Source organism: Caldimonas sp. KR1-144, assembly GCF_049446155.1.
In the GTDB taxonomy this organism is placed as follows: domain Bacteria; phylum Pseudomonadota; class Gammaproteobacteria; order Burkholderiales; family Burkholderiaceae_C; genus Rivibacter.
The window spans coordinates 136929-150629 of record NZ_JBMSEE010000012.1 but is presented as its reverse complement, the minus strand read 5'-3'; the positions used below and the strand labels follow the sequence as shown (position 1 = coordinate 150629).

Sequence of the window (13701 nt, the reverse complement as noted above, 5' to 3'; positions counted from 1 at the left end):
GCCAGCGGGCCCTCCACAGCTGGCAGCACCACTACAACTGGCACCGTCCTCATCACGGCATCGGCCGCCTTGCTCCGGCCTCCCGGCTACCGGGACATCGATACAACCTCTTGACTATTCACAGCTAGTTAGCCGGCCTGCGCCGCCTCGGCCAGGCGCTTCGCGCAGCGATCGGCCACGGCGGCGTCGCGCGCCTCCACCATCACGCGCAGCAAGGGCTCGGTGCCCGACGCACGGATCAGCAGGCGGCCCGTGTCGCCGAGCTCGGCGCGCACTGCCTCCTGCGCGCTGGCCAGCGCGGCATTGGACTTCCAGTCCTGGCCCGCGCGCAACCGCACGTTGATCAACACCTGGGGGAAGAGCGTCACGCCGTCGAGCAGCTCGGCCACGCTGCGCCCGCTGCGCACCACCGCCTGCAGCACCTGCAGCGCGCTGATGATGCCGTCGCCGGTGGTGTGCTTGTCGAGCGCGAGCAGATGGCCGGAGCCCTCGCCGCCGAGCTGCCAGCCGCGCGCCTGCAGCTCCTCAAGCACGTAGCGGTCGCCGACCTTGGCGCGCACGAACTCGAGGCCGCGCGCGCGCAACGCCTGCTCGACGGCCAGGTTGGTCATCAGCGTGCCCACCGCACCCGGCACGGCATGGCCCAGGGCCAGCCGATCCGCCGCCATCAGGTAGAGCAACTCGTCGCCGTTGAACAGGCGCCCCGTGGCGTCGACCAGCTGCAGGCGGTCGGCGTCGCCGTCGAGCGCAACGCCGATATCGGCGCGGTGCTCGGTCACCGCGCGCACCAGCGCCTGCGGATGCGTCGCGCCGACGCCCTCGTTGATGTTGAAGCCGTCGGGCGAGACGCCGATCGACACGACCTCGGCGCCGAGCTCGTGGAACACGCTGGGCGCCACCTGGTAGGCCGCGCCGTTGGCGGCGTCGACCACGATCTTCAGGCCGCGCAGCGAAAGCTTGCCGTCGATCGTGCTCTTGCAGAACTCGACGTAGCGACCCTGCGCGTCGTCGAGCCGGCGCGCCTTGCCGAGGCCGCGCGAGTCGACCCACTGCGGCGCCTGGTCGAGCGCAGCCTCGACCGCGATCTCCCAATCGTCGGGCAGCTTTTCGCCGTGGGCCGAGAAGAACTTGATGCCGTTGTCGGCAAACGGGTTGTGCGAGGCGCTGATCACCACGCCCAGGCGTTGCCGCAGCGCGCGCGTCAGGTAGGCCACGCCCGGCGTCGGCAGCGGCCCGGTCAGCAGCACGTCGACGCCGGCCGACGCGAAGCCGGCTTCGAGCGCCGACTCGAGCATGTAGCCGGAGATGCGCGGGTCCTTGCCGATCAGCACGCTGGGGCGGCCGCCGTCCCTTTGCACGAGCACGCGACCGACCGCATGGCCCAGCCGAAGGACGAAATCAGGCGTGATGGGAGGCTGGCCGACGGTGCCACGAATGCCGTCGGTGCCGAAGAAGCGTCGTTGACTCATGGCCGCGATTGTGCCGCCGGCCCGCAGCGAACCAGCCCCGAAGCCTAGGGGCTGCCCAGTCCGGCGGCGCGCCAGACCTTGAGCGCGTCGACGGTCTCGGCGACGTCGTGCACGCGCACGATGCGCGCACCGCGCTGCACCGCGGCCAGCGCGGCCGCGACGCTGGCGACCGTGCGTTCGCCGACCTCTCGCCCGGTGATCTTGCCCAGCGTGCCCTTGCGCGACCAGCCCACCAGCAGGGGCAGGCCGAGCGCGCGCAGCTCGTCCTGCCGCACGAACAGCTCGAGGTTGTGCTCGTGGCGCTTGCCGAAACCGTAGCCGGGATCGAGCACGATGCGTTCATCGGCCACGCCCTGCGCGCGCAGCCCCTGAGCGCGCGCGGCCAGGAAGTCGCGCACCTCGCGGGCCACGTCCGCATATTGCGGATCGACCTGCATGGTCTTGGGCTCGCCTTGCATGTGCATCAGGCAGACGCCGCAGTTCGGGTGGACAGCGATCAGCGCCTCTGCCCCTTTCGCTTGGAGCGCGTTGATGTCGTTGACGATGTCGCAGCCCAGGTCCAGCGCGGCGCGCATCACCTCGGGCTTGTAGGTGTCGATCGAGATCGGTGCGCCGAGCTTCATCGCCTCGCGCAGCACCGGCAGCACGCGCGCCAGCTCGTCCTCCAGCGAGACGGGATCGACACCCGGGCGCGTCGATTCGCCGCCGATGTCGAGGATGTCGGCGCCGTCCTTCAGCAGCCGCTCGCAGTGCGCGAGCGCCGCCTGGGTCGACGCGTTGCGCCCGCCGTCGGAAAACGAGTCCGGCGTGACGTTGACGATGCCCATCACGCGCGGCGTGGTGAGGTCGATGCGAAAGCGGGTGGTCTGCCAGTGCATGGGCGAACCTTATCAAGGGTGTTATCTAGCTGATGACCCAAGCCGCCCTCCCGGGGCGGTTTGAGCCCTGTTTCCTGGGCGTAGGCGCTGGAATCGGTGCCTACGCGAGGGTAGCGTCCACTCATGGCCTACCCTCGTGTCCCCAGATTCTCTCTCCGCAAGCCCGTCGGCAGCGGCTCGTACGCCGTCCGACCTGAAGTGGCTCCTCAACGAGCGCGCCGCGCTGGAAGGCCAGGCGCAGCTCGCCTCGGAACGGCAGAGCACGTTGGAGCGGCAGGTCGCGCGTTTATCGCTCGAGCTGCAGGAAGCCAGCGCAGAGCTGACCCTGACCCTCGTCGCCTGGACCATCGAGTGGTTGCGGTTCTTCGAGCTTTGGCTGGTGGACGGGGAGTGGCGCGGCGGAGGGCGTCATCCGGAGCCCCAGGCGTCGCCCCCGCCATAGCCGCCACCGAGCCACTCAGCCCCCGGTCTCCCGGCGACGGCGCGATGGTGGGGCAGCGGCACCTAATTTTCTTGCGAGCCTTCTCCAGAAGTAGCCTAAGCCATTGATTTCAAAGGCTTTTGGTCATCAGCTCGATAACACCCCTTATCAAAGCAAACGGGGCCCGAAGGCCCCGTTGGGTGTTTGCCGCGGCCAGATCAGGCGGCAGCCGGCGCGTTGTCGGTGTTGCTCACCGCAGGCGGTGTGCCGCCACCCGGCTTGTTGTTGCTCGAAGGAGCCCAGTCCTTCGGCGGGCGCGGCGGCCTGCCGGACATGATGTCGTCGAGCTGCTCGCTGTCGATGGTTTCCCACTCGAGCAGCGCGCCGGCCATCGCGTGCATCTTGTCCTGGTTGTCCTCGATGATGCGGCGCGCGAGGGCGTACTGCTCGTCGATGATCTTGCGGATCTGCTTGTCGACCTTCTGCATCGTCTCTTCCGAGACGTTGACCTGCTTGGTGATCGAGCGGCCGAGAAAGACTTCGCCCTCGTTCTCGGCATAGACCATCGGCCCCAGTTCGTCGGTCATGCCGTAGCGCGTGACCATGTCGCGCGCGATCTGCGTGGCGCGCTCGAAGTCGTTGCTCGCGCCGGTGGTCATCTGGTGCATGAACACTTCTTCGGCAATGCGTCCGCCGAACAGCACCGAGATCGTGGAGAGCATGCGCTCCTTGTCCATGCTGTAGCGGTCGCCCTCGGGCAACTGCATCGTCACACCGAGCGCACGGCCGCGCGGGATGATGGTGACCTTGTGGACCGGGTCGGTCTTGGGCAGCAGGCGCGCCACCAGCGCGTGGCCGGCCTCGTGGTAGGCGGTGTTGCGGCGCTCCTCCTCGGGCATGACCATCGACTTGCGCTCGGGGCCCATCAGGATCTTGTCCTTGGCCTTCTCGAAGTCGGTCATCTCGACCACCCGTGCGCTGCGGCGGGCGGCGAACAGCGCCGCCTCGTTGACGAGGTTGGCGAGGTCCGCGCCCGAGAAGCCGGGCGTGCCGCGCGCGAGGATGTCGGGCTTGACGTCCTGGCCGATCGGCACCTTGCGCATGTGCACGTTGAGGATCTGCTCGCGGCCGCGCACGTCGGGCAGCGTCACGTAGACCTGGCGGTCGAAGCGGCCTGGACGCAGCAGCGCCGGATCGAGGATGTCGGGACGGTTGGTCGCCGCGATGACGATCACGCCGAGATTGGTCTCGAAGCCGTCCATCTCGACCAGCATCTGGTTGAGGGTCTGCTCGCGCTCATCGTTGCCGCCACCGAGGCCGGCGCCGCGATGGCGGCCGACCGCGTCGATCTCGTCGACGAAGATGATGCAAGGCGCGTTCTTCTTGGCCTGCTCGAACATGTCACGCACGCGCGCCGCACCGACACCGACGAACATCTCGACGAAGTCGGAACCGCTGATGCTGAAGAACGGCACCTTGGCCTCGCCGGCGATCGACTTGGCCAGCAGCGTCTTCCCGGTGCCCGGAGGGCCGACCATCAGCACGCCGCGCGGGATGCGACCGCCCAGCTTCTGGAACTTCTGCGGGTCCTTCAGGAAGTCGACCAGCTCCTTGACCTCTTCCTTGGCTTCGTCGCAGCCGGCGACATCGGCGAAGGTGACCGAGTTGTTGCTCTCGTCGAGCATGCGCGCGCGGCTCTTGCCGAAGCTGAACGCCCCGCCCTTGCCGCCGCCTTGCATCTGGCGCATGAAGTAGATCCACACGCCGATCAGCAACAGCATCGGGCCCCAGCTGAGCAACAGGCTCATCAGGATCGAGGGTTCCTCGCGCGCCTTGACGTCGAACTTGACGCCGTTGTTGATAAGGTCGCCGACGAGGCCGCGATCCAGGTAGGTCGCGGTGGTGCGGATCTGCTTGCCGTCGGTGGTGACGGCGCGGATCTCGGTGGTGCCGGTGCCGGTTTCCTGCAGCGTGACGCTTTGCACCCGCTTGCTGCGAACTTCCTCGAGGAAGTCGGAATAGCCGATCGAGCCGCTGGCCACCGAGCTGCGGTCGAACTGCTTGAACACGGTGAACAGCACGAGTGCGATCACCAGCCAAACAGCGACCTTAGAGAACCATTGATTGTTCACCGCGGCTCCTTCAGACAGTCAAAAACGCGTGCTTGCGCGGTAGATGGGGCCGATTCTAGGCCAGTCAAGCCTGCCACCCCGATCGGAAAACCCAACGGCCGCCATCGTCACACAGGGCCGGATCTCTTGGTTTTCGGAAGGTTTCAACGTGATTTGAGACCGATCCCGACCAGGAAGGTTTCGGCCGACTTGTCGCGCGAGGCCTTGGGCTTGATCGGCTTGACGACGCGGAAATGGCGCTTGAACAGCTCGACCAGCTGACTGTAGCCGCTGCCGTGAAAAGCCTTGACCACCAGAGCACCCGAAGGCTTGAGATGGCTCAAGGCAAACTCGACCGCCAGTTCGATCAGCAGTGACACGCGCGCGGCGTCGGACGAGGCGATACCTGAAAGATTGGGCGCCATGTCCGAAACCACCACGTCGACCGGTCGACCGCCGACCGCTTCGTCCAGCTCGGCGAGTACGGCGTCGTCGTGGAAGTCGCCTTGGATGAAATGCACGCCCTCGATCGGCTCCATCGGCAGGAGGTCGAGCGAGATGATCGTGCCGTCGAGCTCTCCGACGGCGGCGCCACCCACGCCCGCGGTCTTGGGCGCGAAGCGGCGGCGCAGGTACTGGCTCCAGGCCCCGGGCGCCGACCCGAGGTCGACGACGACCTGGCCGGGTCGAAACAGGCCCAGCGCCTCGTCGATCTCCTTGAGCTTGTAGGCGGCGCGAGCGCGAAAGCCTTCCTTTTGCGCCAGCTTCACGTACGGGTCGTTGACATGGTCGTTGAGCCACGCCTTGTTGACCTTCTTGCTTTTCGTCTTGACTTTCATGGGGAGCCGTTCAGTGGCATCGATAATACGGGCATGACCGCCATCGTCCTCACGCCCGCCCAACGCAAAGCGCACCGCGCCGCCGCCCATCATCTCGATCCGGTCGTGATGGTCGGCGCCGACGGGCTCACGCCCGCGGTCGTGAAGGAAGCCGACGCAGCGCTCAAGGCGCACGGCCTGATCAAGCTGCGCGTTTTCTCCGACGACCGCACCGCCCGTGAAGCCGTCCTCGCCGAGCTGGCCGACAAGCTCGACGCCGCGCCGGTGCAGCACATCGGCAAGCTGCTGGTCCTGTGGCGCCCGGTACCCGAGAAGGCCAAGCCGGTCGACGACGACCGCAAGCCCGGCCCGCGCGTCGTCAAGGTGCTCAAGTTCTCCAAGAGCGGCAGTCACCGCGCACAGGTGAAGAAGCTCACCGTGTTCGGCAACCAGCGCGTCACGGCCGCGGGCACCGTCAAGCGCAAGGCGACGCGCCAGAGCAGCGTCAAGAAGAAGTCGGGCCGCTGAGCGTCAGTCGGGGCTGCTGGCCGCACGCCAGGCCAGCACGGCGACCAGCACGACCTTGAGGCCATAGAACGCGGTGCTCACCGCGTGCAGCTGAGCGAAACCGAAGCGGCCGAGACCGGCACGCGCCTCGGCCATCATCGGCTGCAGGGCGTAGTAACCCAGCACGGTGCAGAACAACGCGCCCAGCGCCAGGGCCATGCCGGCGCTGAACTGCGACCCCTGCCCGGCCACGGCACGCTGTCGTGCCCGATGGCGTTCGATCATCGCGACCACCACGCCCAGCAGCAGGCTGAGCGTCGCCTCGTGCGCCAGCATGCGGCCGGCCACTTCGCCGGCCTCGGCGCGCGCGAGCAGCGCAAACGGCGCCGGCGTTCCGATCAAGGCCACGGCCAGCAGCGCACCGAGCCAGGCCGCGGCCAGCAGGCGCGACCAGGTCTGCGCCACGGGCATGGCCATCAGATGTAGCGGACCGAGACGATCTCGTAGCTCTTGACGCCGCCGGGCGCCTGCACGTCGGCCACGTCGCCTTCGGTCTTGCCGATCAGCGCGCGCGCGATCGGGCTCGAGATCGAGATCAGGCCCTGCTTCAGGTCGGCTTCGTCGTCGCCGACGATCTGGTAGGTCACCTGCGAGCCGCTGGCCTCCTCCTCGAGGTCGACCGTCGCGCCGAACACCACGCGGCCGTCGGCATCGAGCGCGGCCGGATCGATGACCTGTGCCGCGGCCAGCTTGCCTTCGAGCTCGAGGATGCGGCCCTCGATGAAGCCCTGCTTGTCCTTGGCGGCCTCGTACTCGGCGTTCTCCGACAGGTCGCCCTGCGCGCGCGCTTCGGCAATCGCCTGGATCACCGCGTGGCGGTCGACGGACTTCAGCCGCTGCAGTTCTTCCTTGAGCTTCTCGGCGCCGCGGCGGGTCAGCGGGATGGTGGCCATGGTGGATCTCTGGTTACGTCGTCGAGTGCCTGGCGCGGCCGTGCGCGCCAGCAAAAAGTTCGGCCGCCCCCGGTGTCCCGGCGGCGGCCGTTGTCGTTTGCCGGGAGTTTAGTGGAGTTCCGCGTTCAGTTGGGCGTGAAGCTCCTGCAGCGACGCGACCGCGAGGTCGGCTTGATGCTTGAGGGCTTCCGTCGCCGCCTCGCAGCCGGCCATCGTGGTGTAGTACGTCACCCGGTTGGCCAGGGCCGCGGTGCGGATGTAGCGCGAGTCGGCAATTGCCGTGCGCGTCTCGTCGACCGTCGTGAACACGAGCTGGATCTCGCCGGCCTTGACCATGTCGGCGATATGGGGTCGGCCGTCCTTGACCTTGTTGACCAGCTTGACCGGCACGCCGGCAGCCGCGATCGCCGCCGCCGTGCCCTTGGTCGCGACGACGTTGAAGCCCAGGTCGACCAGGTCGCTCGCGACCTTGACCGCGCGGTCCTTGTCGTTGTTCTTGACCGTGATCACCGCCGTGCCCTGGCTCGGCAGCTTGGAGCCGGCACCGAGCTGGCTCTTGAGCATGGCCTCGCCAAAGCTCGCGCCCACGCCCATGACTTCGCCGGTCGAGCGCATCTCGGGGCCGAGGATGGGGTCGACGCCCGGGAACTTGTTGAACGGGAACACCGCCTCCTTCACGCTGAAGTACGGCGGAATCACCTCGCGCGGCGCGCGGCCGTCGCGGCCCTTCTGATCGGCGAGCTTCTGGCCGGCCATGCAGCGCGCGGCGATCTTTGCCAGCGGCTGGCCGGTCGCCTTGCTGACGAAGGGCACGGTGCGCGAGGCGCGCGGGTTCACTTCGAGCACGTAGACGATGGCCTCGTCGCCCTCACCTTGAATGGCGAACTGCACGTTCATCAGGCCGACGACCTTGAGCGCCTTGGCCATCAGTGCGGTCTGGCGGCGCAGCTCGTCCTGCAGCGCCGGCGACAGCGAGTACGGCGGCAGCGAGCACGCCGAGTCGCCGGAGTGCACGCCGGCCTGCTCGATGTGCTCCATGATGCCGCCGATCATCACGTCGCGGCCGTCGGAGATGCAGTCGACGTCGACCTCGATCGCGTCGTCGAGGAAGCGGTCCAGAAGTACCGGCGACTTCTCGCTGACCTTGACCGCCTCGCGCATGTAGCGCTCGAGATCCTTGTCGCCGTGCACGATCTCCATCGCACGGCCGCCCAGCACATAGCTCGGCCGCACCACCAGCGGGTAGCCGATCTCGTGCGCGAGTTCAATCGCCTGCTCCTCGGTGCGCGCGGTGCGGTTGGGCGGCTGCTTCAGGCCCAGCTCGTGCAGCAGCTTCTGGAAGCGCTCGCGGTCCTCGGCGATGTCGATGCTGTCGGGCGTGGTGCCGATGATCGGCACGCCGTTGGCCTCGAGGTCGAGCGCCAGCTTGAGCGGCGTCTGGCCGCCGTACTGCACGATCACGCCGACCGGCTTTTCCTTGTCGACGATCTCCAGCACGTCTTCGAGCGTGACCGGCTCGAAGTACAGGCGGTCCGAGGTGTCGTAGTCGGTCGACACGGTCTCGGGGTTGCAGTTGACCATGATGGTCTCGTAGCCGTCCTCGCGCATCGCGAGCGCGGCGTGGACGCAGCAGTAGTCGAACTCGATGCCCTGGCCGATCCGGTTCGGACCGCCACCGAGCACCATGATCTTCTTCCTCGACGTGGGATCGGCCTCGCACTCCTCGTCGTAGGTCGAGTACATGTAGGCGGTCTGCGTCGCGAACTCGGCGGCGCAGGTGTCGACGCGCTTGAAGACCGGCCGCACACCCAGCGCGTGACGCGCCTTGCGCACCTCGTGCTGGTTGGTGCTGAGCAGCTTGGCCAGGCGCTTGTCGGAGAAGCCCATGCGCTTGAGATGGCGCAGCTCGGCAGCCGACAGGCCGGCCAGCGTGCGTTCGCGCACCAGCGCCTCGGTCTTCACGATGTCCTCGATCTGCGCGAGGAACCATGGGTCGATCGAGGTCTCCTCGAACACCTCGTCGAGCGTCAGGCCGATGCGGAAGGCGTCGGCAACGTACAGGATGCGCTCCGGCCCGGCATTGCCGATCGCCTCGACGATCTCCTCGCGATCGGTCTCGCGCTCGGTGAGCCCGTCGATGCCGGTCTCGAGGCCGCGCAGCGCCTTCTGGAAGCTTTCCTGGAAGCTGCGGCCCATGGCCATCACCTCGCCGACCGACTTCATCTGCGTGGTGAGATGCGGGTCGGCGGCCGGGAACTTCTCGAACGCGAAGCGCGGGATCTTGGTGACGACGTAGTCGATGCTGGGCTCGAAGCTCGCCGGCGTGGCACCGCCGGTGATGTCGTTGCGCAGCTCGTCGAGCGTGTAGCCCACCGCCAGCTTGGCCGCGACCTTGGCGATCGGGAAGCCCGTGGCCTTGGAGGCAAGTGCCGACGACCGCGAGACGCGCGGGTTCATCTCGATCACGATCATCCGGCCGTTGCGCGGATTGATCGAGAACTGCACGTTCGAGCCGCCGGTGTCGACGCCGATCTCGCGCAGGATCGCGATGCTGGCGTTGCGCAGCAGCTGGTACTCCTTGTCGGTGAGCGTCTGCGCCGGCGCGACGGTGATCGAGTCGCCGGTGTGGATGCCCATCGGGTCGAGGTTCTCGATCGAGCACACGATGATGCAGTTGTCCGCCTTGTCGCGGACCACTTCCATCTCGTACTCCTTCCAGCCGATCAGCGATTCCTCGATCAGGAGTTCCTTGGTCGGCGAGAGGTCGAGGCCGCGCTTGCAGATCTCTTCGAACTCTTCCGGGTTGTAGGCGATGCCGCCGCCGGTGCCGCCGAGCGTGAAGCTCGGGCGGATCACCATCGGAAAGCCCGAACCGCCGATCTCGGCCTGGATGCGCTTTTGCACGCCCCACGCCTCTTCCATCGAATGCGCGATGCCCGACTTGGCCGAGTCGAGGCCGATCTTGGTCATCGCGTCCTTGAACTTGAGGCGGTCCTCGGCCTTCTCGATCGCGTGCTCGTTGGCGCCGATCATCTCGACACCGTACTTCGCCAGCACGCCGTGCTTGTGAAGATCGAGCGCGCAGTTCAGCGCAGTCTGCCCACCCATCGTGGGCAGGATCGCGTCGGGGCGTTCCTTGGCGATGATCTTCTCGACCACCTGCCAGGTGATCGGCTCGATGTACGTGGCATCGGCCATCTCCGGGTCGGTCATGATCGTCGCCGGATTGCTGTTGACGAGGATGACGCGGTAGCCCTCTTCGCGCAGGGCCTTGCAGGCCTGGGCGCCGGAGTAGTCGAACTCGCAGGCCTGGCCGATGATGATCGGGCCGGCGCCGATGATGAGGATGCTCTTGAGGTCGCTGCGCTTAGGCATTGTTCTTCTCCTGGTTCTGCATCAGCGCGACGAAGCGATCGAACAGGTAGCCGATGTCGTGCGGCCCCGGGCTCGCTTCCGGATGGCCCTGGAAGCAGAACGCGGGCTTGTCGGTGCGGGCAAGGCCCTGCAACGTGCCATCGAACAGCGACACGTGCGTGGGCCTAAGGATCGCGGGCAGCGTCTTGTCGTCGACCGCGAAACCGTGGTTCTGGCTCGTGATGCTCACGCGGCCGGTGTCGAGGTCCTTGACCGGATGGTTCGCGCCGTGGTGGCCGAACTTCATCTTGAAGGTCTTCGCGCCCGAGGCCAGCGCGAGGATCTGGTGACCCAGGCAGATGCCGAAGGTCGGGATGCCGGTGTCGATCAGCGTGCGGGTCGCCTCGATCGCGTAGTCGCAAGGTTCCGGGTCGCCGGGACCGTTGCTCAGGAAGATGCCGTCCGGCTTCAGCCGCAGCACGTCGGCCGCCGGCGTCTGTGCCGGCACCACCGTGACCTTGCAGCCGCGTTGCGCCAGCATGCGCAGGATGTTGCGCTTGACGCCGAAGTCGTAGGCGACCACATGAAAGCGCGGCGCGGCCTGCACACCGTAGCCTGGCTTGCCGTCGGCGCCGGCGAGCGACCACTCCGTCTCGGTCCAGGCGTAGGGCTTGTCCACGCTGACCACCTTGGCGAGATCGAGGCCCGCCATGCTCTCGGCGGCGCGCGCCCGCGCGACGGCCTCTTCGATGTGCGCCGGCGTGATGCTCGTGCCGGCTTCGAAGGTCACGATGCAGCCGTTTTGCGCGCCGGTGGTGCGCAGCACCCGCGTCAGGCGACGCGTGTCGATGCCGGCGATCGCGACCGTGCCCTCGCGCTTCAGGTAGGCATCGAGCGTGGTCGACTGCCGGAAGTTGGAACTGCGCAGCGGCAGGTCCTTGATGATCAGGCCAGCAGCATGGACCTTCGAGGCCTCGACATCCTGTTCATTGACGCCGTAGTTGCCGATGTGCGGATACGTCAAGGTGACGATCTGCCGGCAGTAGCTCGGGTCGGTGAGGATCTCTTGGTAGCCGGTGAGCGCGGTATTGAAGACCACTTCACCGACCGTTCGACCGGCGGCGCCGATCGAAATGCCCTGAAAGACCGTGCCGTCGGCGAGCGCGAGGAGAGCGGGAGGCGAAACGGGCAGCACGGGAAAACACTCCGTCTAGGCGCGCCCAGCTCCGCGCTTTCGCAGCCGTTCGGAAAAGCGATTTCCGTACGAATCTGCATCAGGCGTGCGGCGATGAAACGACGGGGTTTCGCGTGGGCGGCGGGTGGATGCGGGTAAACCTGAGGATTGTAGCCGACGCGGCCCGGGCTTCGGGCCTCACCCACGCTCGGGCGACACATTCTCAGTCGCTTCCAGAGCTTCAAAGCAAGGATTTGCGCGGCTTGGCGACCCGGTGCCGATAATGCCCGCCACAACTTTCAACGCCGGAGGCCCCTCATGCAAGGCGACGCCAAGGTCATCGACCTGCTCAACGCGCAGCTCAAGAACGAGCTCACCGCGATCAACCAGTACTTCATGCACTACCGGCTGCTGAAGCACTGGGGCTTCGACAAGCTCGCGAAGAAAGAGTACGAGGAGTCGATCGGCGAGATGAAGCACGCCGACAAACTGATGGACCGCATCCTGATGCTCGATGGCCTGCCCAACCTGCAAGACCTGGGCAAGCTGCTGATCGGCGAAGACCCGGTCGAGGCGCTGGAAGGCGATCTCCAGCTCGAGCGCGCGGCGCAGGCGACCATCAAGGACGGCATCGCGCACGCCGAATCGGTGCGCGACTACGTCTCGCGCGACCTGCTGCAAGACATCCTCGACGACACCGAGGAGCACATCGACTTCCTCGAAACGGAGCTGGGACTGGTCGACCAGGTCGGCCGCCAGAACTGGCTGCAGTCGCATATGCGCGAGGTTGGCGGAAGCTGATTGCGCCACCCGCCCGGCGACGCCGGGCGCCAAAGGGCCCACGGGCATGCGGGAGTTGCAATGCGAATTGTTCGCATTTAGACTCCTCCCACACTGCATCCAATGCCCTGCCTGCCATGATCGTCTGTGTCTGCCGCCGCGTCTCCGATCACGACATCGCCCATCACGCCGGCGGTTGCGCGGTCTTCGAGGAACTGCAGATCGAAACCGGCGTGGCCACCGGGTGCGGACGCTGCCGCGAGTGCGCTCAGGCCCTGTTCCATGAACACGCCGGCCAGCGCGGCGCCTGCGGTTTGCACGTCGACGCCGGCGCCGATGTCCGGCTGCTGGCGGCATGACAGCTCAAGCCGATGTGGTGCCTGGCTTGCCTGCCGGTCGTGCTCGCGGCAGCTTGGTGGGCATGGCATGACCGCCCCTGAACCCCCTCGAGAGATCGCCATGGCTGCCAGCACTGCCTTGCCCCACGCCGGTCCCGCCGCCGCGCCGATCGTGCCTCGCCCGTCCACCGGCCTGCCGGCCGGCCCGGAAGTCGTGGCCAGCACGAGCCTGCTGCGCGGACGCCCCTATGTGCAGATCGAGCACAACGGCGCGCTCTACCAGTTGCGCGCCACCAAGCTCGGCAAGCTGATCCTGACCAAGTAGACGCAAGCCGATCAGGCGAGCGCGGCGATGCCGGCACGAGCGATCTGCGCGTCTTCGCTCGACTTCACGCCGCTCACGCCCACGGCACCCACGACCTGGCCGTCGATGACGATCGGCACGCCGCCCTCGAGCAGCCCGGCCAAGCCCGGTGCGCTCAGGAACGACACACGGCCCTGGTTGACCATTTCCTCGTAGACGCGGCTTTCGCGGCGGCCGAGCGCGGCCGTCTGCGCCTTGGCCGGGGCGATCTGGGCCGAGATCGGGGCGGCGCCGTCGAGGCGCTGGAGCCACAACAGATGGCCGCCGTCATCGGCGATCGCGACGGTGACGGCCCAGCCGTTGGCCAGCGCTTCTGCTTCGGCGCCTGCAGCGATGCGCTTGACGTCGTCGAGGGTAAGTACCGGTTTTTGCTCCATCTTGGCTCCTGCAATGGTGTCGTTCGGCGCGCACTGTAGAAGCTCCCATCGGACACACCAAGGCTTTCCCGAGCAAAACTGAGCTGCGTCCCGTAGAACGCGGGAACTAGAATTTCCCGGCTCGCTCCAAGCGGAGCGTTGCTTATCTCATCAGGAG

General features: G+C 67.1%; 14 protein-coding genes and 1 pseudogene. 6 read left to right on the top strand and 9 right to left on the bottom strand.

Going from position 1 to position 13701, the window contains the following annotated elements:
* A pseudogene (locus ACO2TI_RS22820) lies at positions 1-128 on the top strand (IS481 family transposase); the annotation flags it as partial.
* Here ACO2TI_RS22820 and glmM read toward each other — a convergent pair.
* Positions 129-1469 carry a phosphoglucosamine mutase gene (glmM, locus tag ACO2TI_RS22815; RefSeq protein ID WP_423287798.1) on the bottom strand — a complete coding sequence of 447 codons (1341 nt, stop codon included), beginning with the start codon at positions 1467-1469 and terminating at the stop codon, positions 129-131. It lies immediately after the preceding pseudogene.
* A gap of 44 nt (positions 1470-1513) precedes the next feature.
* A complete protein-coding gene (gene folP / locus ACO2TI_RS22810; RefSeq protein ID WP_423287796.1) occupies positions 1514-2347 on the bottom strand; it encodes a dihydropteroate synthase in 834 nt (277 codons plus the stop codon).
* A gap of 136 nt (positions 2348-2483) precedes the next feature.
* Between folP and ACO2TI_RS22805 the strand changes: the two genes are divergently transcribed.
* Positions 2484-2789 carry a hypothetical protein gene (locus tag ACO2TI_RS22805; protein WP_423287794.1) on the top strand — a complete coding sequence of 102 codons (306 nt, stop codon included), beginning with the start codon at positions 2484-2486 and terminating at the stop codon, positions 2787-2789.
* A gap of 197 nt (positions 2790-2986) precedes the next feature.
* On the opposite strand, the gene ftsH is transcribed toward ACO2TI_RS22805, so the two are convergent.
* Positions 2987-4900, bottom strand: a complete 1914-nt coding sequence (gene ftsH, locus ACO2TI_RS22800) for an ATP-dependent zinc metalloprotease FtsH (RefSeq protein WP_423287792.1) — start codon at positions 4898-4900, stop codon at positions 2987-2989.
* A gap of 143 nt (positions 4901-5043) precedes the next feature.
* Positions 5044-5718 (bottom strand): RlmE family RNA methyltransferase, encoded by a 675-nt coding sequence (locus tag ACO2TI_RS22795; protein WP_423287808.1) that lies wholly within the window; start codon positions 5716-5718, stop codon positions 5044-5046.
* A 33-nt stretch (positions 5719-5751) separates the two neighbouring features.
* On the opposite strand from ACO2TI_RS22795, the gene ACO2TI_RS22790 reads away from it, so the two are divergent.
* Positions 5752-6225, top strand: coding sequence for a YhbY family RNA-binding protein (locus ACO2TI_RS22790; protein ID WP_423287790.1), 474 nt, complete (start codon positions 5752-5754; stop codon positions 6223-6225).
* A gap of 3 nt (positions 6226-6228) precedes the next feature.
* Here the strand turns inward: ACO2TI_RS22790 and ACO2TI_RS22785 are convergent, their stop codons facing one another.
* From ACO2TI_RS22785 to carA, 4 genes are all read right to left on the bottom strand, one after another.
* Entirely contained in the window at positions 6229-6681 is a 453-nt protein-coding gene (locus ACO2TI_RS22785; protein ID WP_423287788.1) for a DUF4149 domain-containing protein, read from the bottom strand.
* Positions 6681-7157: a transcription elongation factor GreA gene (gene greA / locus ACO2TI_RS22780; protein ID WP_423287786.1), complete on the bottom strand. Its 477-nt coding sequence runs from the start codon at positions 7155-7157 to the stop codon at positions 6681-6683. Before greA ends, ACO2TI_RS22785 begins: the two co-directional genes overlap by 1 nt.
* Before the next feature lie 108 nt (positions 7158-7265).
* The gene (gene carB, locus ACO2TI_RS22775; protein ID WP_423287784.1) at positions 7266-10532 is read right to left on the bottom strand and encodes a carbamoyl-phosphate synthase large subunit; all 3267 of its coding nucleotides are present in this window, start codon (positions 10530-10532) and stop codon (positions 7266-7268) included.
* On the bottom strand, positions 10525-11706 hold the full coding sequence (gene carA, locus ACO2TI_RS22770) for a glutamine-hydrolyzing carbamoyl-phosphate synthase small subunit (protein ID WP_423287781.1): 1182 nt from the start codon (positions 11704-11706) through the stop codon (positions 10525-10527). Before carA ends, carB begins: the two co-directional genes overlap by 8 nt.
* 297 nt (positions 11707-12003) lie before the next feature.
* Between carA and bfr the strand changes: the two genes are divergently transcribed.
* The 3 genes from bfr (at position 12004) to ACO2TI_RS22755 (ending at position 13128) form a co-directional block, all read left to right on the top strand.
* Entirely contained in the window at positions 12004-12486 is a 483-nt protein-coding gene (gene bfr, locus ACO2TI_RS22765) for a bacterioferritin (protein WP_423287779.1), read from the top strand.
* A gap of 116 nt (positions 12487-12602) precedes the next feature.
* Positions 12603-12824, top strand: coding sequence for a (2Fe-2S)-binding protein (locus ACO2TI_RS22760; RefSeq protein WP_423287777.1), 222 nt, complete (start codon positions 12603-12605; stop codon positions 12822-12824).
* A 100-nt stretch (positions 12825-12924) separates the two neighbouring features.
* Entirely contained in the window at positions 12925-13128 is a 204-nt protein-coding gene (locus tag ACO2TI_RS22755; protein WP_423287775.1) for a hemin uptake protein HemP, read from the top strand.
* 11 nt (positions 13129-13139) lie between these two features.
* Here the strand turns inward: ACO2TI_RS22755 and ACO2TI_RS22750 are convergent, their stop codons facing one another.
* A complete protein-coding gene (locus tag ACO2TI_RS22750; protein WP_423287773.1) occupies positions 13140-13544 on the bottom strand; it encodes a heme-binding protein in 405 nt (134 codons plus the stop codon).
* Positions 13545-13701 lie beyond the last annotated feature (157 nt).